The organism is Helicobacter sp. 12S02634-8 (assembly GCF_002272865.1).
GTDB lineage: Bacteria > Campylobacterota > Campylobacteria > Campylobacterales > Helicobacteraceae > Helicobacter_J.
Genome location: NZ_MLAP01000006.1, coordinates 93525 through 113732, shown reverse-complemented (window position 1 = coordinate 113732; position 20208 = coordinate 93525). Strand labels below are relative to the sequence as shown.

At 42.9% G+C, this 20208-nt stretch carries 21 protein-coding genes and 1 pseudogene; 14 read left to right on the top strand and 8 right to left on the bottom strand.

The features are described 5' to 3' along the window. Window positions 1-5: 5 nt before the first annotated feature. On the bottom strand, window positions 6-1832 hold the full coding sequence (locus BKH46_RS05350; RefSeq protein ID WP_095225804.1) for an ammonia-forming cytochrome c nitrite reductase subunit c552: 1827 nt from the start codon (window positions 1830-1832) through the stop codon (window positions 6-8). Window positions 1833-1847: 15 nt separating this feature from the next. Then, the gene (gene nrfH / locus BKH46_RS05345; protein ID WP_095225803.1) at window positions 1848-2336 is read right to left on the bottom strand and encodes a cytochrome c nitrite reductase small subunit; all 489 of its coding nucleotides are present in this window, start codon (window positions 2334-2336) and stop codon (window positions 1848-1850) included. Window positions 2337-2434: 98 nt separating this feature from the next. On the opposite strand from nrfH, the gene pgeF reads away from it, so the two are divergent. From pgeF to hypD, 4 genes are read left to right on the top strand one after another with little or no spacing between them, the layout of a single operon-like run. Then, window positions 2435-3235 carry a peptidoglycan editing factor PgeF gene (gene pgeF / locus BKH46_RS05340; RefSeq protein ID WP_095225802.1) on the top strand — a complete coding sequence of 267 codons (801 nt, stop codon included), beginning with the start codon at window positions 2435-2437 and terminating at the stop codon, window positions 3233-3235. Between the two features lie 57 nt (window positions 3236-3292). Continuing rightward, a complete protein-coding gene (gene hypB / locus BKH46_RS05335) occupies window positions 3293-4021 on the top strand; it encodes a hydrogenase nickel incorporation protein HypB (protein WP_095225801.1) in 729 nt (242 codons plus the stop codon). Between the two features lie 13 nt (window positions 4022-4034). Further along, the gene (locus BKH46_RS05330) at window positions 4035-4295 is read left to right on the top strand and encodes a HypC/HybG/HupF family hydrogenase formation chaperone (protein ID WP_095225800.1); all 261 of its coding nucleotides are present in this window, start codon (window positions 4035-4037) and stop codon (window positions 4293-4295) included. Next, window positions 4292-5464, top strand: a complete 1173-nt coding sequence (hypD, locus tag BKH46_RS05325) for a hydrogenase formation protein HypD (protein ID WP_095225799.1) — start codon at window positions 4292-4294, stop codon at window positions 5462-5464. The genes BKH46_RS05330 and hypD overlap by 4 nt, the downstream gene beginning before the upstream one ends. A 145-nt stretch (window positions 5465-5609) precedes the next feature. On the opposite strand, the gene BKH46_RS05320 is transcribed toward hypD, so the two are convergent. The 6 genes from BKH46_RS05320 to BKH46_RS05295 are packed head-to-tail and all read right to left on the bottom strand — an operon-like array spanning window position 5610 to window position 11282. Next, a complete protein-coding gene (locus tag BKH46_RS05320) occupies window positions 5610-5945 on the bottom strand; it encodes an AzlD domain-containing protein (RefSeq protein WP_095225798.1) in 336 nt (111 codons plus the stop codon). Window positions 5946-5948: 3 nt separating this feature from the next. Continuing rightward, window positions 5949-6638 carry an AzlC family ABC transporter permease gene (locus tag BKH46_RS05315; RefSeq protein ID WP_095225797.1) on the bottom strand — a complete coding sequence of 230 codons (690 nt, stop codon included), beginning with the start codon at window positions 6636-6638 and terminating at the stop codon, window positions 5949-5951. Between the two features lie 8 nt (window positions 6639-6646). Next, entirely contained in the window at window positions 6647-7777 is a 1131-nt protein-coding gene (locus BKH46_RS05310) for an ABC transporter permease (protein WP_095225796.1), read from the bottom strand. Next, window positions 7764-8867 (bottom strand): ABC transporter permease, encoded by a 1104-nt coding sequence (locus BKH46_RS05305; RefSeq protein ID WP_095225795.1) that lies wholly within the window; start codon window positions 8865-8867, stop codon window positions 7764-7766. The genes BKH46_RS05310 and BKH46_RS05305 overlap by 14 nt, the downstream gene beginning before the upstream one ends. Further along, window positions 8867-9847: an efflux RND transporter periplasmic adaptor subunit gene (locus tag BKH46_RS05300; RefSeq protein ID WP_095225832.1), complete on the bottom strand. Its 981-nt coding sequence runs from the start codon at window positions 9845-9847 to the stop codon at window positions 8867-8869. Before BKH46_RS05300 ends, BKH46_RS05305 begins: the two co-directional genes overlap by 1 nt. A 28-nt stretch (window positions 9848-9875) precedes the next feature. Next, entirely contained in the window at window positions 9876-11282 is a 1407-nt protein-coding gene (locus tag BKH46_RS05295) for a TolC family protein (protein ID WP_095225794.1), read from the bottom strand. A gap of 252 nt (window positions 11283-11534) precedes the next feature. On the opposite strand from BKH46_RS05295, the gene BKH46_RS05290 reads away from it, so the two are divergent. The 10 genes and pseudogenes from BKH46_RS05290 (at window position 11535) to BKH46_RS05245 (ending at window position 20201) form a co-directional block, all read left to right on the top strand. After that, window positions 11535-12464: a ribose-phosphate pyrophosphokinase gene (locus BKH46_RS05290; protein ID WP_095225793.1), complete on the top strand. Its 930-nt coding sequence runs from the start codon at window positions 11535-11537 to the stop codon at window positions 12462-12464. A 7-nt stretch (window positions 12465-12471) separates the two neighbouring features. Further along, window positions 12472-13320, top strand: a complete 849-nt coding sequence (locus BKH46_RS05285; protein ID WP_095225792.1) for an ATP phosphoribosyltransferase regulatory subunit — start codon at window positions 12472-12474, stop codon at window positions 13318-13320. A gap of 10 nt (window positions 13321-13330) precedes the next feature. Next, complete coding sequence (locus BKH46_RS05280; RefSeq protein WP_095225791.1) at window positions 13331-14572, top strand: adenylosuccinate synthase; 1242 nt, start codon at window positions 13331-13333, stop codon at window positions 14570-14572. 60 nt (window positions 14573-14632) lie between these two features. Continuing rightward, complete coding sequence (locus tag BKH46_RS05275) at window positions 14633-15058, top strand: flagellar export protein FliJ (RefSeq protein WP_095225790.1); 426 nt, start codon at window positions 14633-14635, stop codon at window positions 15056-15058. Beyond that, window positions 15055-15723 carry a MotE family protein gene (locus BKH46_RS05270; RefSeq protein ID WP_253248308.1) on the top strand — a complete coding sequence of 223 codons (669 nt, stop codon included), beginning with the start codon at window positions 15055-15057 and terminating at the stop codon, window positions 15721-15723. The genes BKH46_RS05275 and BKH46_RS05270 overlap by 4 nt, the downstream gene beginning before the upstream one ends. Window positions 15724-15789: 66 nt before the next feature. Further along, window positions 15790-16263 (top strand): annotated as a pseudogene (gene aroQ / locus BKH46_RS05265) (type II 3-dehydroquinate dehydratase); the annotation flags it as partial. A 106-nt stretch (window positions 16264-16369) separates the two neighbouring features. Further along, complete coding sequence (locus BKH46_RS05260; RefSeq protein ID WP_253248307.1) at window positions 16370-17428, top strand: aminopeptidase P family protein; 1059 nt, start codon at window positions 16370-16372, stop codon at window positions 17426-17428. A 30-nt stretch (window positions 17429-17458) separates the two neighbouring features. Continuing rightward, complete coding sequence (gene folK / locus BKH46_RS05255) at window positions 17459-17944, top strand: 2-amino-4-hydroxy-6-hydroxymethyldihydropteridine diphosphokinase (RefSeq protein WP_095225787.1); 486 nt, start codon at window positions 17459-17461, stop codon at window positions 17942-17944. Next, a complete protein-coding gene (gene flhF / locus BKH46_RS05250; protein WP_172402568.1) occupies window positions 17941-19341 on the top strand; it encodes a flagellar biosynthesis protein FlhF in 1401 nt (466 codons plus the stop codon). Before folK ends, flhF begins: the two co-directional genes overlap by 4 nt. Continuing rightward, window positions 19338-20201, top strand: coding sequence for a MinD/ParA family protein (locus BKH46_RS05245; protein WP_095225785.1), 864 nt, complete (start codon window positions 19338-19340; stop codon window positions 20199-20201). The genes flhF and BKH46_RS05245 overlap by 4 nt, the downstream gene beginning before the upstream one ends. The last annotated feature ends 7 nt before the right edge of the window (window positions 20202-20208 follow it).

Sequence of the window (20208 nt, the reverse complement as noted above, 5' to 3'; positions counted from 1 at the left end):
TGTATTTAATGTGTGGTGATTTTTTTATCCAAGGCTTGATAATCAAAGGGATTGGTTTGTTTATCAAGTTCAATGAGATCTTTGGGAGGGGCGATATTGACATCTTTTTCTTCATAGAAACGATCGCCTTTTTTATGCCCATTGACATCAGCTTTCCATTTGAGCTCTCCGGGATTGAAGCGCTGCATATCTTCAAAGCCCAAATCAGAAGCTTTGAAACTAATATGATTAGCGCTAGCGACTTCAGAGAGTAACACTTGAGCCTTTTTAGCCATTTCTACAGCTTGCAACAATGCCCTAGCTGCTTCTTTGGGATTATGGAAGCCCCCTGAGTTTTCAGCGCCAACAAAATCAGCACGCATTTGTGACTTGCGGTGCAGTTCTAGTATCGGAGAGAGGGCTTTAGAAATCTTTGTATCATCGGGCTTGCCATCAGATTGATAAGCAGGCATTTTGCCGAGTTGTTCGCGCATGTATTTGATATCAACAATCAAGCTCACAATCGCATATTCTGCACTCCGTAAATCAAAGGCCACAGACTCTTGGATACTAGCAACTTGATTGCGTAAATAGCTCTCAGATTGTGTATGGCAGCTTTTGCAAGAGCTGTTGATATCATCGAGTGGAGATACCACATTATGCTGGGACATTTTCTTAGATCCATTGCGGATATAAGGCATATGGCAATCAGCACAGCTCACACCATTAGCAGCGTGCACCCCACCACTATACATTTCAGATTCAGGGTGTTGCATTTTTAACATCGGGGCTTTTGTGTCTTTATGGATCCAATCATCAGCAAAAACGGATCGGTTTTTATCATAATACACATCAAGCATTTCAATCCTAAAGGGCTTGTCTTTTTTCCACTCTGACCAAGGGAAGACAAGTTCAATCCCATTGGCTTGCATTTCTATGGGCTGATTGCCTGAGCGCCAAATATCGATTTCATCATAGGTTTTTTGCTTGCCATCCCACCATTTTGCCTTGGGATCTTTAGAGATAGACTCGCCCATCACAGTGACCTTTTGGCCTGTGGGACGGAAATAATACTCTACATGGCATTGTGAGCACACTAGAGTGCGCATTTCTTGCCTGCTGGCTTTGATACCTGCGATTGGATCGCTCTGATAACCACGCGCTATCATTGCCTTAATCGCTGCAGGCCGCGTGATACGCAAGCTCATATCATCAGGATTGTGGCAGTCAGCGCAAGTGATCCCCATTCTTGTCCCTCCGTGCAGCCCTCTATGCGCCTCACTATCAGGGGCAACACCATCTTTGAGTGGCACATTTTTAATCATTGTCCAGTATTTTGTTGTATTGAAAGCGACAAAATCACCTTTAGCGACATTTTTATACAGCCAAGGCACCCAACCACTATGGCAGTTCATACACGCAGCAGGCTGACCACCAAATGCTTTAAGACCCCAAGAGTTCAAGAAATCTTTATGATTGCGCCCTGTGCTCATCTGGTCATTTTGTGCATAAAAATGCCCTCTCTCTTCGTTGAAATCAGCGCTAAAAGCATACCCCGCCCACATCACTGCTAGCTGGGGGTAACGGATCAGCTTGCTATAAGAGAGATTCCCTCCAAAGTCAGTGGGCTTTGGCGTTTGCTTTTCCACACTCAGATACATATCCAAATAATCAGGGAAATATTTCCCCCAACTATCAAATCTAGGATCATCATCACTCAAGTGCATCTGTGCGTTAGCTTGGATACCTGAAGTTTCACTTTTCTTTTGGCTAATATCCCAATTGAGCCAAAACACACTTCCCCCTACCACGACGACTGCTATGATAACAGCCCATAAAATCTTGTTATTCATTATCTCCTCCTAAGCTTAGAATCCACGTGAATGCCCCACACCCTGATGGCAAGAAACGCATTTGAGCGACTGGTCTTGGTGTTCAGGTCTTAAAGTGGGATTTACGACATTTTTTACATACGGCAAATGGCAGCGGATACAGTTTTCTTGCACAATCTCTTGAGTCTTTTTAGTAGCACTAAAATGCATAGGCAAATTTTTGTCAAAAGTAAAAGCATAGGCGTGTCCTATGCCACTTTGGGCTTTGGCTATCCATTTAGGTATCAACTCATGGGGCAGATGGCAATCACTGCAAGTTGCGACTTCCTTATGAGAACTCTTATTCCAATCATCATACACCTCGTTCATCACATGGCAATTGTTGCAGGCACTCGATTGGTTACTCAGATAAGAAAAACCTTTAGCATTATAAAAGGTATATATCCCTCCTCCCAATCCAGCCACCACTACAAAAACTGCCAAAACGACAAGAAAAGATGTAGTTTTTGGCTTGCTCGTTTTCAAAAACTCTCCTTTTAGTGATTTGCACTTTAGATTTTAGTGTTAAAATTGACCCAATGTTTTGACTCACATCAATCCACCCACCCCAAAAGGACAGATTCATGCCCTCAAACACCCACTCCACAGAGATGATTTTCTACTCCAGTGCTCAAAGCCCCTTGTTTTCGGATCTGCCTATTACTTTTTATGTCAGTTCACGCTATGGCGGCCATAGCCCAAAGCCCTATGATAGCCTCAATCTTGCCTACCATACCCACGATTCTCCCACATCTGTCACATCAAATCGCACCAAACTCTGCAATGCCCTTTTCCCACAAAGCCCCCTACTTTGGCTCAACCAAACCCATAGCGATCATATCATCGAGTTCAATGACCTCTCTAGCCTCCCTTTAGATGGTCTGATTGGCTCAGGCGATGCCCTCATTTGCGCGCAAAAACATATCGCTTGTATGGTGATGGTCGCTGATTGCAATCCTATCTTAGTCTATAACCCCCGCCAAAAGATATTTGCCCTGATCCACGCAGGGCGCGCAGGTGTTTGCAACGCAATCCTCACAAAAACAATCACAAAGCTTCTAAACACCTATCACAGCGCAGCCAAAGACCTCTTAATCTTCATTGGCCCCTCAATCCGTAAATGCTGCTATGCCATCAGTCCCAAGCTAGCTAAAGACTTCCCAAGCTATGCGCTGCAAGCTCCCCCAAATACTATAGTCCATACAAATACCCAAAATCCACATCTTGACCTCATCGCCCTTTTATCCCTCCAGCTATCAGCGCTGAAAATCCCACCAGAGCATATCCAGATCCACCCTGCTTGCTCTTGTTGTTCTAAAGATCTTTTTTCTTATCGCCGCGATGGGCTTACGGGGCGATTTGCGCTCTTAGTCATGCAAACATAGTCAAATATTTAACCACCAAAAGTATAATGCCCCCAAACACCATAACTATAAGGAATATTGATGAACTCCCGAGAAAATTCCCTGCATAACAATCCCAATTTGAGCAAAAAAGAGGTCGCTATTGTCGAGAAAATCCTTAGCAAAAACGACCTCAAAGCCCAAGAACTCCGCACACAATACGCACAAGATGGACTCTATACTATCAATCTCATGAGCTCTCCTGGGAGTGGAAAGACCACGCTTTTAGAGCAGTTAGCAGCATTTGAAGACTTTAAATTTTGCGTTGTAGAGGGCGATTTACAGACCAACAGAGATGCCGATCGCCTCAAGCAAAAAGGCGTCGCTGCAGAACAAATCGCCACAGGTGAAGCCTGCCATTTAGAAGCTGCGATGGTCGAGCGCGCTTACCATAAACTCAAAGCCGATGGGGCGTTGGAGGGAGTGGAATATTTGATGATAGAAAATGTAGGCAATCTTGTCTGCCCTGCTAGCTATGATTTGGGTGCTGATCTCAATATGATCTTGCTTTCTGTGCCTGAGGGAGATGATAAAGTCCTCAAATATCCCACGATGTTTTTATGCGCTGATGCTGTTGTGATCTCTAAGGCTGATATGATCGATTACTTTGGCTTTCGTATCCAGCAAGTCCAAGAAGATATGCAAAAGCTAAAGCCCAATGTCCCCTTGCTGCTGACAAGCTCTAAGGATAAAAAAAGTTTAGAAACACTCAAAGATTTTATTGCAAACAAGAAAAAACAAGGGTATCATTCCAAGCATTCTTTTTAAAAAGGAAAAAATAATGTGTCTTGCAATCCCCTCTAAAATTATCGCTATTGATAAAACCACCAACTCTGCTACCTTAGAAACAATGGGCGTGCAGCGCCAAGCTAGCCTTGATCTGATGGGCGAAGAAGTCGCTATCGGTGAATATGTGCTTTTGCATATCGGTTATATCGTGAGTAAAATCGATGCAAGCAGTGCGCTAGAATCCATCAAGCTCTATGAACAAATGATTGCAGCGATGGAAGCAGATGACCAAGCTAGCGAGTATCACTCATGAATCCAACACCACCAACACACAACACCAATCCACCCACCAAGTCCATACAACGCCCTATCAATGATGCGTTATTCATCAATGCATTTCGTGACAAAGACACAATCTTAGCCCTAGCCAAAGAAATCAAAGAAAACGCAGCCAAGCTCACAGAAAAAATCCGTGTGATGGAAGTCTGTGGGGGGCATACCCATACATTGATGAAATATGCCCTCAATCATCTTTTACCCGAAAATATTGAGTTCATACACGGGCCAGGCTGCCCTGTGTGTGTGATGCCTAAAAATCGTATCGACCAAGCCTATGACATCGCTCTAGCACCTGATACAATCTTACTCACCTTAGGGGATATGCTCAAAGTCCCCGGTAGCAAAGGCAGCTTGCAGCACGCTCGCTCCCAAGGCTGCGATGCGCGCTTCATCTACTCCCCCCTAGAAGCTATCCAAATTGCCAAATCCCACCCCGATAAAAAGGTCGTTTATTTTGCTATCGGCTTTGAAACCACCACCCCAATGACAGCCTCTTTGATCCAAAGAACCATCAATGAGGGGATCAAAAATCTTTTTTTCCATATCAACCATGTCCTAGTCCCCCCACCCCTAGAAGCGATACTCTCAGCCAAAGACTCTCAAATCAACGCCCTCATCGCCCCCTCGCATGTAAGCGTGATTGCAGGGGCAAAGATTTATCGCCCTCTTTTGGAGCGATACAATATCCCTATTGTTGTGAGCGGCTTTGAGCCTGTGGATATGATGGAAAGTATCTTAAGACTAGTCCATCAATTTCTCAATGCCCAGCCCAAGCTAGAAATTCAATACACGCGCCTTGTGAGTATGGAGGGCAATCTCAAAGCCCAAGAAATGGTCGCGCAAACAATGCAAACAAGAGAGAGCTTTGAGTGGCGAGGGCTCGGAGAGATCCCTGATTCTGCGCTCAAACTCAAAAATGCCTATGCCCATTTGGATGCTGAATTAATCTTTGATTCTATACTCACCAAAACCCCTATCAAAGACAACAAAGCCTGCCGTTGTGGCGATATACTCAAAGGTATTGCCAAGCCTTTTGACTGCAAAGTCTTTGGTAAGGCCTGCACGCCCACCAATCCATTAGGTAGCTGTATGGTTAGCTCTGAGGGAGCTTGCGCAGCTTATTACAAATACGCCCTAGCTTAACCCCCTATTTGCTCTAAAATAAAAAATAGAAAATAGAAAACAAAAAAATAGAGGGAGAGGGGCAAGCCCTCTAAAGCCCCTATCAAGCCCTCCCCTTTTTAAAGTCCCAAAAGCCAATAACGATTAATAATCATTTTAATAGCCTTTAAAATATCTTTTCAAGCACAGCGCTTTGCAACAGATACATATATAATATTGTGCCTGATAGGATACTCAAAATAGAAATCTTGAATACACACTGCATACCCACCACACAAATCAGCCCCAAAAGCTCATTGAGCCCATAAGGTGTGCTTGTGAGGTCTGTATTTTTGAAGCAATACACAATCAGCATACCCACAATCGCAGTAGGCAAGACCTTTCCTAGATAGAGCAAAAAATCAGGTGCTTTATGCTTGGAATTAAAAATCATAAAAGGCAAGGCGCGGGCAAAAATCGTCACTCCCATCACGACCACTAAAATCATCACTGCATCCAACATCACTCACTCCAATGTGTTTTTTAACAATCCCAAAAGCCCCGTCATTATCATCAATGCAGGGAGCAAAAAATGCGCACTCCCAAAAACCACCAAACACAAAAGACTCACTGCAATACCGATCATAGCGGGCGTGTGTTTGGGTGCGTGCTTCCATTGATCGATAAAAATCACAATAAAAATAGCTGTCATGACAAAATCAATCCCCCGAGCATCAAAACCCACCCTAGCCCCAATCAACGCACCACCCACGCAGCCAATCACCCAATAGATATGGTTCAATAGCGCGATAAAAAACATAAAATATCCCTCATCAACCCCTGAAGAGGGCTTTTTCAGGCTCAAAAGCGCGAAAGTTTCATCGGTGAGAGAGTGGATCATATAAGGGAGCTTTTTACCCATTTTATCAAACTTCCCCAACATACCAATACCATAAAACACCTGCCTAGCATTGACCATCAAAGACACCACAAACACGCTCCACAGCCCAGCCCCCACAGCCAGCAAGCCCACGGCCACAAATTGCGTCGCCCCTGCATAGATAAAAACTGCCATAAAAAAAGCCCAAATATAGCCATAACCATTTTTTTCTAACAGCACACCAAAGGCCATTCCCATCAAAAGATACCCCAACATAATCGGTATCGTATGAGGAAAGGCGTCTTTTAGGGCTTTTAAAACCTGATTTTTCTCCATCAAATGCCTCATTTTCTTTTGTTTCTTATCACCCACACACTCAAGACCACAGCCCCTATAAACAAGCCCAACAGCCAATAAAAATGCCCCATCACGCACCCCAAAGAAGCACCCATTTGATTGAGTGCAATCATTGCATTGATCCCATGGAAGGCAGGGATAAACTGCACAAAAGCAAGGATATAGCTTGGCAGCAGCTCTTTTGGCCATACAAATCCCATCATAAACACCAAAGGCAAAGAAGAAATCAAAATAATCTGTGTGGGTAAGGCAGGGCGTTTGATAACCACACCCAAAAGCACACCAAAGCTAGCACAGCAAAAAATAAACATCAAACCCAAAGACCAAAATGAGATTATATCAGAATGGATATGGATACCATACATTTGGAATAAAAATCCAAAATAAAACAGAAAAAACACCACATAAATCAGCGAAAAAGCGCATATTCTTGCTAAAACTAGCTTGCATGCGCCCACTTGATTCCAATACCCTCTAATCCCTAAGCTATTTTTTTGATTCTGCAAAGCGCCCAATATCCCTGCCCCTGCAATCATTGTCTGGTGCAAGATAAAAACTAAAATTGCTGCTAGGGCGTAGTTGATATAGCCCTCATTGGGGTTGAAAAGTGCGATAGGATCGGCTTGAATTAAATTGGGCGCAAAAGACTGGCTCTGCGCTCTTAAATCCCGCATGGATTTGATAGCATTTGAGAGCGCATCGCTCGCACCGACCACGCCAGAGAGCCCTGCACCATAGATCAAAAAGTATGAAGCATTACCAAAATAATCAATCGGAGCAATCATGCCTTTATATATCTTGGATTGGAAGCCCTCAGGGATTTGCAATATCCCATAAATTTTGCCTTGTTCTAGGAGCTTTTTAGCAGTTTTTATCGCAGTGAGCCTATAGGCGACATCTGTTTGCGCGCTTGCATTGACCAAAAAGGCTAGCTCTCTGGATAAAGAAGTATTGTCCCCATCGACTACAGCGATTTTTTGAGAAACTACAATGTCATTTTGATAAGGAGCGGGGTATAAAAAGGCGTATAAAAGCGAGCCCACCACCACGACAAATACAACAGCAGTTTGCGTGCATATCGCATATAGCTCCTCCCAAAGCACTCTAAAAAATCCCATCACCCACCCGCACTGTGCCAATCAGCAAGCCCAGAGGGCAAAAGAGCAAAAATGGCAGCATTTGTGCGAGAGTTTTTAGACTCTCAGCTATATCAAGCCCATAATTTGCCTGCTGCAAATATAGTTCCATGAAATAAGAAATCGGCAAAATATGGCTCCAAAATAATGCAAAACTATCCATCGCATTTTGAGGGTATGTGATCCCAGCAAAAGCCAGACTTGGTGCTGTGTAAGCAGCGATGACACCGATACTTTTGGCACTATCTTTTAAAACTGCTTGGATACAAAGCACAATCCCACTGATACTTGCTGCTAGCACCAAAACACCCAAAAATAAAATACTATAACTTCCCTCCATCGGGTAGCCCAAGCCTTGAAAAAACCACAACATCACCACCCCCCAACACGCAAAAATCGCCACATTGACACCAAGGGCTTGGCTATTAGATTTAAATTTTGATGGCTTGTCTAAGAGATTGAGCATACCTAGGGCTGTGAGTATCTGCCAGATACAAGGCAAAATTAAGGTCAATAAAAATTGTGCGTAGTTGTTGTTGGGATTATAGAGTGCGTGGAAATTGAGCTTGATAGGGAGGGCTTGAGGGAGGGAAGCTGCAAAAACCTTGCTCTCCACCAAACCCCTCAAAACACCGACCTTAGCATTGAGCGCAGCAATCACTTGTGAAAAAGCCCCATTGATTGCCTTGCCGATCAACACAAACTGCGCATTATAATACAAAGGGATTTCAGAGCCCCGACCAAGCCTTACATTGCGTTCAAAGCCCTCAGGGATCAAGACAAGACCATAGATGTTTCCCACACTCAAATCATCTTTTGCTTGCTGCAAATTCTGATACCTTTTGCTGATATGCAGCACCGAAGTCGCTTCAAGGTCAAATCCCACTTCTAGCGATAAAGTGCTCTGATCCTTATCGATGAGCCCAATAGGCAGCTCCCTTGGAAGCGAAGCTTGAAAGATACTATACACCACTGCTCCTAAAAGCAAGGGCAAAACCAAGCTAATCGTGAGAAAAAATAGATATGGCTTGAAAAATTTAAAAAAGCTGATGGTATGTCTGAGAGTTTTCATCATAGCAGTGTCACAAGCACACTCATTCCCACTCTCAAGCCCGCTGTAGAGTCCATAGGGCTCGCTTGGATTTCAAAGCTTTTTTTGTCATAATCTTGTGTGCTCGAAGTTGCCTTCCAAGTCGCAAAATCCCCCATCACCGATACATAATCGACCTTGAATTGGATCTTTTTCTTCAACGCAGGGACATAACCCCAAAAGCTCTTCCCCACCTCAAAATCACTCAAATAAACTTCAGGCACGCTGATTTTAAGCCACATTTGCTGTGTATCCATAACCAACACCACAGGAAAACCCGCAGGGCTCAACTCCCCACTATAAAGCAAAATATTACTCACTTCTCCATCGATGGGTGAAAAGGCCTTGATGTCCTTGACATATGCCTCCACCTCGCTCACTTGCCCAAGGGCAGCCCTCTCTTTTTCTGCTGCAGCCTTTTTGGTTTCATCACTTGCCCCATCTAGTGCGATTTTGTATTGCTGATAGGCTGTATTTTCATTGTATTTTGCGCTTTTAAAAGCAGCATATGCCTCATCGCGTTTTTGCAAGCTCGCTACGCCATTATCATAAAGCCCTTGTATCCTTTTATAGGTCTTTTCTGCGAGGTCTGCCATCGCCTTAGAAGCGTGCCATAAATCTCTAGCAGAGATGATTGTTTCTGTTCTTGAACCCTTTTTAGCCCCATCACTGATAGCTTTAGCGGCTTGATAGCTTGCTTGGGCTTGCGTGAGTTTGGCAGAAAGCTCAGGGCTTTTGATTGTATAGATCAGCTCGCCTTTTTTGACCCATTGACCCTTTTTGACAAAGACTTGATCGATTCTGCCTGCAAGTTTAGAGCTCACACTATATTCCCTTGCGTCCATCTGCCCTTGGAGGACTTGAGGTTTGGGACTATAAGCTTTGATAAATACCATCGATAACCACACCACAATCCCCATTACAAGCACGATGATTAGGGCTATTTGTAGATTTTTTCTCATCTCAAGGTTCTCCTGTTTTTGAATTTCTTTAATGTTGGTATTCAAAAAACAAATCCAAGCGCCCACTCAAGGCCGTTAGACTTGCTAATGATGTGATATAGGCATACCCGATCGTTTTTTGCTCCATCATGACCCCCAAAAGAGCATTTCTAGCATCCACAACTTGCGTGCTTGTTGCCATACCTTGCTTGAAGGCTTGCTCTTGGAGCTTGAGATTTTCTTTAGCAAGCGCAATACTTGAATCCAAGCTCGCATATTCTTGAGCCATTGCAACAACTTGCTTGTAGGTCTTTTTAACCAAAAGCTCCATATCTTGCCTTGCCTGCGTTTTTTTGGCTGCTAGCTGGAGTTCGGTGAGTTTGGCTGCTTGGTATTTTTGGATCCGTCCTTCTGGAGTGATGAGCGGGAGTCTTGCGCCGACTCCAACATACCAATTAGGGATCATTTGATTGAGGATTGTATCTTGCCCCTTCATCAAATAAGACCCAAAAAGCCCCACTTGAGGGAGGAACTTGCTGATTGTGAGCTTTTTGAGCTCTTTGGCACTTAAGGATTGATTTTCAAGTGTCTTGAGTATGGGATAAGATGACAGAGTTTCTTGGACAAAAAATTCCACTCCCAAAAGGGGTTTATCTGTGTGTGCGATGAGTTGTGAGCTGGGCGTGAGATTACTGGGCGATGTGAGGATGGTATTGAGTGCTAGTTGGGCGATTTCTAGGGAATTTTCTGCTTGTATGGTCTTGTTTTTAGCTCGATCATAAGCAACTTGAGCGCCCAAAACTTCGATTTTAGCAATCTGCCCTGCTTTATGCATTTTGATAGCGTTTTGATAATGCGTATAGTGCCCTTTTTGGATCTTTTGGAGGACTTCTAAAATCTCATGATTGAGCACCACACCATAATACACGCGTATGAGCTCTTCAAAAGTAGCTAGCTTTTTGAGTCTGAGCGCTTCAGCAGCGTCTTTAGCAGCCAAAGAAGCGATTTTGCTCGCATAAATTCTTGCCCCACCCACATACAATGGATAAATAATATTCAAAGCTCCCAATACAATATCTTGCTTGGAGAGGGCAATCGGAGAGCCCAAAGTATTCAAAAGCCCTGAAAGACCCGGTATCGGCAGAGCAGACATCTGTGCGAGTGCGCTTTTGTCTTGTATGAGTTGCATTGAAATGGGAGTAGACATATGGACATAAAAGCCGCTAAGATCTACACTCGGTAAAAACGAAAGCTTGCTAGCTAGACTGAGTTTTTGGGCTTTTTGCACACCAAACTCTTCAGATTTGATACCCTCATTATTGCTTAAAACCCTCTCCCACGCTGCATGAATTGTAATCGTCTTTGGAGTAGGCAGGCTATAAGCAAGCGGGGAATTTTCTGCATACAATTCCAAATAAAAAACACAAAAGAATAGGCACACACAAATTATTCTCATCGCAGCGACCTGTTTTAAAACCCTGATTTTCAAAAACTATAGCATATTTATTCTAAAAGATTTTTTATAAGCACAAGAGCACAAGCGATAGAGGGGGGGGGGGAATAAATAGAGGGAGAGAGATGGTGGGGGCAAAAGGAAGCGTAAGTTTTTTGCCCTCTAAAAGATTTTTACTTTCTAAGTAAGCCTTTAACTCTTATCCTTTATAATCCTACTCACATAAACTAAAATTTGTTTGAGGATTGGGGCAAAATGCGAGGATTCAAGATTTTTACTGGAAGTGCGCACCTAGAGTTTGGCAAAGAGCTAGCAAAGCACTTGGACGCTGTGGTATCAAAAGCAATGGTCAATCGCTTCAGTGATGGGGAGATCAATGTGCAAATCAGCGAATCTGTGCGCGGGAAAGATGTCTTTATCATACAGCCCACTTGCGCCCCTGCTAATGACACTTTGATGGAGCTTTTAATCATGACCGATGCGCTTAGGCGCAGCTCGGCTAATTCTATCAATGCAGTGATTCCTTATTTTGGCTATGCCAGACAAGACCGAAAGGCCGCACCCAGAGTGCCTATCACAGCAAAGCTCGTGGCTAATTTAATGCAGAGTGCAGGGATCAATCGTGTGATCACAATGGATTTGCACGCAGGGCAGATTCAGGGCTTTTTTGATGTGCCTGTCGATAATTTGTATGGTTCGATTGTCTTTCGGGATTATGTACGTTCTAAACGATTCAAAAATCCCATTATCGCAAGTCCTGATATTGGCGGGGTTTCAAGGGCTAGATATTTTGCCAATCAACTGGGTATGGATCTTGTGATTGTGGATAAAAAGCGCGAAAAAGCCAATGTCAGCGAGGTGATGAATATCATCGGTGATGTGGAGGGGAAAGATGTGATTTTAGTCGATGATATGATCGATACAGCAGGGACAATGTGTAAGGCTGCAGATGTGCTCAAAGCCAAAGGCGCACATTCAGTGATGGCCCTAGGGACGCACCCTGTGCTGAGTGGCCCAGCGATTGAGCGCATTGAAAAAAGTGCTTTAGATGAAGTTGTTGTGAGTAATTCTATCCCCTTAAAACAGCAGTGTTCTAAAATCATGGTTTTGAGTGTAGCGCCCTTGTTTGCAGAGGTTATCAGAAGAATTTATCACAATGAAAGTGTGAATTCTCTTTTTATATAGGACAAATATGATTTTAGAACACGAAATCCCACAGGGGACAAAACTTTACTTTGGTCTTTCGGCTAAGATAAAGCGCAAAATTGAAAATCTCGCTTGTGAAATATTCTACCAAAATGGCTATGAAGAAATCCTCACGCCCTTTTTTGTTTATCTTGAGCACCAAAAAAACTTTTCCAATCGCAGTATTATTCGCTTGAGCTCACAAAACAACCATCAAATATCCTTGCGCTATGACACAACTATCGATGCAATCAGAATCATCACCAAACGCCTAGGCAGAACCACAGATCAGAAAAAATGGTTTTATATCCAGCCTGTGCTGAGCTATCCGACTAATGAAATCTATCAGATTGGTGCAGAGTGCTTGGAGTCTGATGCGTTCCCGCAAATATTGCGCTTGGGAGCGATGATGATGCAGAGTTTTGAACTCAAGCCGATTTTACAAATCTCAAATGTCAAGATTCTCAAAGCTTGTGCCGAGGACTTGGGCGTGGAGATGGAAGCTTTCAGAAAAATGCAGATTGAAGATATTTTGACCTCAGGCAGCTATATCGCTGATTTGCTTAAAATCCAGACGCAGGCTGATTTAGAGAGTTTTATCCCCATTGCACCAAAATTTTTGCAAGATCAGTTGCGTGCATTAGCGATGTGTGCGAGCTATTGCCATTATGAAAATATGATTTTTTCACCTCTTGATTTTGCGCCTGTGGATTATTATAATGACTTGGTGTTTCGTATGTTTGCAGGCAATCATACCTTTTTATTGGGGGGCAAATACACGATTGAGGGGATTGAATCTTGTGGCTTTGGGATTTATGTTGATGATGTCATCGATCATCAGATAAAAATATCTTAAAAGGAATATGATGGCTGATCTTGTAGTGGGGATTCAATGGGGCGATGAGGGAAAAGGCAAGATTGTTGATAGGCTTGCTTGCAATTATGATTATGTCATCAGATACCAAGGGGGGCACAACGCAGGGCATACGATTGTTGTTGATGGCAAAAAATATGCCTTACATCTCATGCCCTCTGGGGTCTTGTATCCTCAGTGCAAAAATATCATTGGCAATGGCGTGGTGGTCGCCTTAGACGCTTTATGCAAAGAGATTGAGCAGTTTGAGGGCTTGCAAGGCAGACTTTTTATCAGCGATAAGGCACATATCATCATGCCCTATCATCAAATCATCGATCAAGCCAAAGAAAAATCCCTAAAAAATGCCATCGGCACAACAGGCAAAGGGATCGGCCCTAGCTATGGAGACAAGGTCGGTCGGAGTGGATTCCGCATAGGCGATTTGAGAGATATTCCTGCTTTAAAATCAAAGCTAAAGCTCCATCTAGCACAAATCGCTTATTTGCAAGACCTTTATCAGATAGCCCTCCCCTCTTATGAGCAGATTGAAAGCTATTTGTATGCATATGCCCCTAAGATTTTGCCCTTTGTAACAGATACTCTAGGTTTGCTTTGGAAAGAGGTTGATGCGGGTAAAAAGATCTTGCTAGAGGGAGCGCAAGGCAGTATGCTTGATATTGATTTTGGGACTTATCCATTTGTCACAAGCTCGACAACCACGGCCTCTGGGGCGTGCAGCGGGAGTGGTCTTTCGCCCAAGGAAATTGATAGAGTCATTGGTATTTCTAAAGCCTACTGCACCCGCGTGGGCAATGGCCCCTTCCCTACTGAAGACTTTGGCGCAGATGGAGAGTTTTTGCGCAAGCAAGGGTTTGAATTTGGCACCACAACAGGGCGCCCAAGACGTTGTGGTTGGTTTGATGCCTTGAGTGTGCGATATGCTTGCAGAATCAATGGCTGCACCGAGCTTAGCTTGATGAAGCTAGATGTCTTAGATGGGCTTGAAACCATCAAGGTATGCACAGCTTATCGATACAAAGGGCAAGTCCTTGAGAGTATCCCTAGTGATTTAGAGGGAGTAGAGCCTGTTTATAAGGTCTATAAAGGTTGGGAAAAAACAGCAGGGATTCGGTGTTTTGATGATTTGCCCCTTGAGGCCAAAGAATATATTTTAGATATTCAAAAACTCATTGGTGTGCGTATTTCTATCATTTCCACTGGCCCTGAGCGCGATGATACCATCGTGCTATGATGATGATAAAATGAAGTGGCCACAAAAACAAAATGTGAAAATAAAATATAGAAATAAAACATGAAAACAAAATTTGACTCCCTAGCACAACTCAAAAAACAAGACCTCAACAAAAGCGAAATTGCTATCATTGCAAACAACAATCTCTTAGCTAGCAAACTCCAAGCACTCGATACGCTCCTAAGAGAGCTCGGAGAAATAAGCGTCCCAAAGAGCGGGGATTTTTGGGATTTCAAACAAATCAATGAACTCAAAAAAACACTTGTTTATGAGATGGATTTGCTCCGAAATGAAATTGCTTCTATCAAGCAAAAAGCCAAAAAACTCCAAGAATCCTATAAAATCGCCTCAATTGCATATGAAAAAATTAAATATCTCCAAGAAACAGCCATCAAACAAGCCCTGCGCCATCTCAAAATCACAGAAATCAAAAATCTTGATGAAATCTCTATGATGCTTTTTGCTCCCCATAAGGAAAATGCGTGAAAAAATCACTCCTAGCCCTCACTCCCCTTTTTGCCCTGCTCCTCCTAGCTCAAGACACTTCCACTGAAAGCACACAATCTTCTGTGCAGCTCTTGCAATGCAATGCCATCTTTGAATCACGAAAAGATGAAATCATCGAGCAACTCAGAGAGCTTGATGAAAAAACCCAATCGATAGAAGCCCTCAAAAACGCCACACAAAACCTCCTCAAAGCCCGAGAAGCCAAGCTCAAAGAACGCGAGGAGGCCTTGAGCGCTAAGCTCAAAGAAATCGAAAACAAAGAGCAAGAAGCAACGGCAAAAAACACAGCCCAACAAGCTAAAATCAAGCAACTCATTGCCAAAAATGAAGATATTTTGACACAAATCAAAGAGGCCAAAGACAATAAATTAGCACAGACTTATGCCAAGATGAAGGACTCTAAAGCCGCACCTATTTTAGAAAATCTCCCAGATATGGAGGCTGCAGCGATTTTGTTTGCCTTGAGCGCACAGGATATGGGCAAAATCCTCTCTAAAATGACTCCCAAAAAAGCAGCCCTACTCACAGAAATCTTAAAAAAAGGCCCACCTTTTGACCAACCCTCCTTGTCCCCCAAAAACGAGCCCACTACGCAGACACAAGAGCCTATTGAGCCAGATACTAGCCCAAATGCATCGATATAGCTTTGGATTGTAATTTGCGATAGTTTGTGTTATAATCTTTGATATTTTAATCATTAGGAGAAAAACATGAAAATACTAGTTATACAGGGTCCCAATTTGAATATGCTAGGACACAGAGATCCTAGAATTTATGGCACAATGACATTGCAACAAATCCACGAAAATATGCGAGCATTTGCCAAACAAAACAATCTTGATGTTGATTTTTTCCAGAGCAATTTTGAGGGCGAGATTATCGACAAAATCCAAGAGTGCGTAGGGAGCGATTATGCAGGGATTATTATGAATCCAGGGGCGTATTCACATACTTCTGTGGCTATCGCTGATGCGATCATGGCTGCGGGTGTGCCTATTATCGAAGTGCATTTGAGTAATATCCACTCCAGAGAAGAATACAGAAGACATAGCTATACAGGTGCTGTGAGTGCAGGTGTGATCGCTGGATTTGGGGCTTTTGGATACCATATGGCTATCATTGCAATGCTCCAAATACTCTCAGAAATCCAAGCGATCAAAAACGCCCAAGCCGCACAAGCACAGGCAGCCCAAGCTCAAACTCAAGCTGTCCAGACCCATCAAGCCAAAGCCAACAATCCATCAGATCTCAAAAATGAGTCAAAAAGCGATACAAAGACTGAAGTCAAACATGAAAAAAAAGATAAATGAGGCCTCTTATTTTACCCTCAATGAAAATGCTCAGTATTTTGAGTGTGGCTATAGCTGTGATAATGGCTTGTTTTTGAAACTCAAAGACGAGCAGTTTTTTATCACAGATGCACGCTACACACTCGAAGCCAAGCAAACAATCTCCCAGCCCCAAACTCAAGTCATCGAATCAAGCGACCTACTCGCCACAGCAGCCACTCTTATCAACAAAAGCCCCATCAAGCACATCATCTTTGACCCCCATCAAATCACTTTGGGAGCGTTTGAAAGGCTTAAGGGCTCTTTGGAGAGCAAAAAAACTCTTGAGGGCATAGGGAATTTCTGCCAAACCAAACGAATCATCAAAACAAAAGACCAAATCAAGCTGATCAAAAAATCCCAAAAACTCAACAAAGAAGCTTATAAAAATTTTGCCAAATATCTCAATAAGCACGGACATTTAATGCGTGAGCAAGAGCTGTATTATCGCTCCCAAAAATATTTGACACACAATGGCACTTATCGACTGAGCTTTGAGCCCATATTGGGTATCAATGCCAACGCAGCCAAGCCCCACGCCCTCCCTAGCCCCAAAGTCAAGCTCAAATATGGCGATCTTTTGCTCTTTGATGCAGGGATTGCTTATAAGAGATATTGCTCAGATAGGACGCGCACGGGGTTTTTTGGCAAAGATGGCATTACTTTTAGCAAGCACCAAAACTTCCCCGACAAAGAACTCCAAAAGATCTATGACATCGTTTTGCAAGCACAAGAAAAAACTATCAAGCTCCTAAGGAGTGGAATGAGTGGCAAGCAGATTGATGGGATCGCCAGAGAGGTGATCGACAAAGCAGGCTATGGAAAATATTTTATCCATAGCACAGGGCATGGCATTGGCTTAGATATCCACGAGCTACCCTTTATCTCCAAAAAGAGTGAAACAATCATCGAAGATGGTATGGTATTTTCCATTGAGCCAGGTATTTATATCCCCAATCGCTATGGTGTGCGTATCGAGGATTTGGTCGTGGTGGAAGATGGTAGGGCTGTGGTTCTTTAGACTTTTGAGGGGATCAGCAATGGGGGCGTGATGAGGGCTTTGTATTTTTCTTATTTTTTCCCTTATCAAAGGTCTATTGATAGCAAACTCCCTTATACTATCACTCTAGGGATTGGCGGGAATGTGGGGGATTGCAAGCGGTGTTTTATGCATCTGTGGAGGTGGTTTATGCGTAATAAAAATTTTTCGATCCTATCGACCTCCCCTATCTATCAAAACCCTCCCTTTGGCTATAAAAATCAAAATGACTTTTATAACGCTACCATCACACTAGCTACACGATTGGGCGTGTGTGAGATTTTTGGATTAGTGTTTTATCTGGAGCGGCGATTTGGGCGCCCTAAAAAGCGAGCTTTTAAAAATGCTCCGAGAAAACTCGATCTTGATATTATTTTTTTCAATGATTTGATTTTAAAGCGTCCTTATCTTAAAATACCACATTCCAAATGGCACCAAAGAGAATCCGTCTTAGTGCCGCTATTTTTAGAATATTTAACTCAAAAGAGATGGAAATGAAACTTTATACCTATGGTGGTGAAACAGCTGCAGAAGCCCTAAAAACTGCACAAAACAAGCACGGCGAAGATGCCCTAGTGGTCAAGACAAAAGAAATCAGAAAAAAGACAATGACCCAGCCAGGGCTTTATGAAATCGTTGTAGCTGTTGAGGGAGATGAGAGGGAGGAGCAAGAAAGCTCTGAAATCATCCCACCACCTAAAAATAGTATCCAAAAGCGCTTAGATGAGATTTTAGAAAAAAATATGGATAAAAAGAAAAAAGACTCCAAAACTCCCTATGATGATGTGACAATCCAACTCTCAGATGCTGTCAGAGAAATCAGCAAAATAGCAGGTATCAAGCCCACTCAAAGCCCCAAGCCCCAAGAGCCTGTGATTGTGCCTAGTGCCCCTAGCACGCTTGATTTAAGGCTTGAAAACAAGCTCATCAGAAGACAAGAAGAAAGAAGCCTACACCAGCAAAATGACACCAAAGAGCTCAAGCAAATCAAAGTCGAGCTCGATCAAATCAATGATAAAATCAAGCTGATACAAAATATGTTTTGGGACGAAAAAGCCCCGAAAAATGAGCCCCCTCTGATCCCCCAAGAGTTTGCTGAAATCTATCGCATTTCTAAAAATAGTGGCATGCATAAAAGCCATCTCGATGAAATCATGCAATTGAGTCTGGAGCTCATGCCTTTAAAAATGCGCGAAAATTCTTTGAGGGTCAAGCGCTATTTCCGTGAGGTGCTGCGTAAGATGATCTATTGCCGCAGCGAGCATTTAGACATAGGGACTAAAAAAATCATGATGCTCGTAGGCCCTACAGGCGTGGGGAAAACAACCACACTAGCAAAGCTTGCAGCAAGGTATTCTAAGATGTTAGACAAAAAATATAAAGTCGGTATCATCACATTAGATACCTATCGTATTGGGGCTTTAGAGCAGCTCACTTGGTATGCTAGGAAGATGAAAATCAGCATTGAAACAGTCATTGAACCTGAAGATTTTTTGAAAGAAATCGATGCGCTGCGCTATTGTGATTATATTTTAGTCGATACTGCAGGGCACTCCCAGCACGATAAGCAAAAAATCAATATGTTAAAAAAATTTATCAACAATGATTATAAAATCGATGTGACTTTGGTGCTTTCAGCAACGACAAAATACGAGGATTTGAGGGATATTTATCAATCTTTTAGCGAGCTCGATATTGATACTTTGATTTTTAGCAAGCTCGATGAAAGCAGGGGGTTGGGTAATCTCTTTTCGTTGGTGTATGAGAGCAAAAAGCCTGTGAGCTACCTATCCGTGGGGCAAGAAGTGCCTATGGATTTGATGGTAGCGAGCAATGATTATTTGGTCGATTGTATGTTAGATGGATTTTCAAACCCTAATCGAGTGGTGCTATGAATCAAGCTAGCAATTTAGATGACTTGATGAAAGCCACCCTCACTCCCCAAAAAGGCAGGACAAAGTTTATCGCTATCACAAGTGGCAAAGGGGGCGTGGGGAAATCTACCATCAGCGCTAATCTCTCTTATGCGCTCTATAAGCTAGGCTATAGGGTCGGTGTGTTCGATGCTGATATTGGACTGGCAAATTTAGATGTGATTTTTGGAGTCAAGACCCATAAAAATATTTTGCACGCCCTCAGAGGGGAAGCGCAATTTGATGAAGTGATTTATGCGATTGAAGAGGGGTTGTATCTCATCGCAGGGGATAGTGGCGATGAAATTTTAAAATATGCCAATCAAGATATTTTAGATAGTTTTATCTCTGAAAGCAAGTTGCTAGATAGTTTGGATTATATGATTATTGATACAGGTGCGGGGATCGGCGAGGTGACTCAGGCCTTTTTGAACGCAAGCGACCATATCATCGTTGTGACAACCCCCGATCCTGCTGCGATTACAGACGCTTATGCGACTATCAAAATCAATTCAAAAATCAAACAAGAGCTTTTTGTCCTCATCAATATGGCAGCTTCATCTAAAGAGGGTTTGAAGGTCTTTGAAAAGATCCAAAATGTCGCTAAGAAAAATCTCCCCCATTTGCAGTTGGATTTTTTGGGCTGTCTCTATAGCAGCGATGCGGTCAAAAAATCCACAAAATACAGAGAATTGCTCTGCAAAATCGAGCCTATCAATGGCTTTTCTTCTTCGATCAAGCAAATTGCAAAAATCATCACCTCAAAAATGGAACACAATATGCTTGAACCCTCAAAAGAGAGCTTTGCAGGTTTCTTTAAAAGGATATTGAGCTATTTATAAGGAGTCA

Excerpts from the sequence above, each read along its gene's own strand:
- BKH46_RS05350 (WP_095225804.1), bottom strand. The coding sequence starts at position 1,832 with ATGAATAACAAGATTTTATGGGCTGTTATCATAGCAGTCGTCGTGGTA.
- pgeF (WP_095225802.1), top strand. The coding sequence starts at position 2,435 with ATGCCCTCAAACACCCACTCCACAGAGATGATTTTCTACTCCAGTGCT.
- BKH46_RS05330 (WP_095225800.1), top strand. The coding sequence starts at position 4,035 with ATGTGTCTTGCAATCCCCTCTAAAATTATCGCTATTGATAAAACCACC.
- hypD (WP_095225799.1), top strand. The coding sequence starts at position 4,292 with ATGAATCCAACACCACCAACACACAACACCAATCCACCCACCAAGTCC.
- BKH46_RS05320 (WP_095225798.1), bottom strand. The coding sequence starts at position 5,945 with ATGTTGGATGCAGTGATGATTTTAGTGGTCGTGATGGGAGTGACGATT.
- BKH46_RS05315 (WP_095225797.1), bottom strand. The coding sequence starts at position 6,638 with ATGGAGAAAAATCAGGTTTTAAAAGCCCTAAAAGACGCCTTTCCTCAT.
- BKH46_RS05310 (WP_095225796.1), bottom strand. The coding sequence starts at position 7,777 with ATGGGATTTTTTAGAGTGCTTTGGGAGGAGCTATATGCGATATGCACG.
- BKH46_RS05305 (WP_095225795.1), bottom strand. The coding sequence starts at position 8,867 with ATGAAAACTCTCAGACATACCATCAGCTTTTTTAAATTTTTCAAGCCA.
- BKH46_RS05300 (WP_095225832.1), bottom strand. The coding sequence starts at position 9,847 with ATGAGAAAAAATCTACAAATAGCCCTAATCATCGTGCTTGTAATGGGG.
- BKH46_RS05295 (WP_095225794.1), bottom strand. The coding sequence starts at position 11,282 with ATGAGAATAATTTGTGTGTGCCTATTCTTTTGTGTTTTTTATTTGGAA.
- BKH46_RS05290 (WP_095225793.1), top strand. The coding sequence starts at position 11,535 with ATGCGAGGATTCAAGATTTTTACTGGAAGTGCGCACCTAGAGTTTGGC.
- BKH46_RS05285 (WP_095225792.1), top strand. The coding sequence starts at position 12,472 with ATGATTTTAGAACACGAAATCCCACAGGGGACAAAACTTTACTTTGGT.
- BKH46_RS05280 (WP_095225791.1), top strand. The coding sequence starts at position 13,331 with ATGGCTGATCTTGTAGTGGGGATTCAATGGGGCGATGAGGGAAAAGGC.
- BKH46_RS05275 (WP_095225790.1), top strand. The coding sequence starts at position 14,633 with ATGAAAACAAAATTTGACTCCCTAGCACAACTCAAAAAACAAGACCTC.
- BKH46_RS05260 (WP_253248307.1), top strand. The coding sequence starts at position 16,370 with ATGAAAAAAAAGATAAATGAGGCCTCTTATTTTACCCTCAATGAAAAT.
- folK (WP_095225787.1), top strand. The coding sequence starts at position 17,459 with ATGAGGGCTTTGTATTTTTCTTATTTTTTCCCTTATCAAAGGTCTATT.
- flhF (WP_172402568.1), top strand. The coding sequence starts at position 17,941 with ATGAAACTTTATACCTATGGTGGTGAAACAGCTGCAGAAGCCCTAAAA.
- BKH46_RS05245 (WP_095225785.1), top strand. The coding sequence starts at position 19,338 with ATGAATCAAGCTAGCAATTTAGATGACTTGATGAAAGCCACCCTCACT.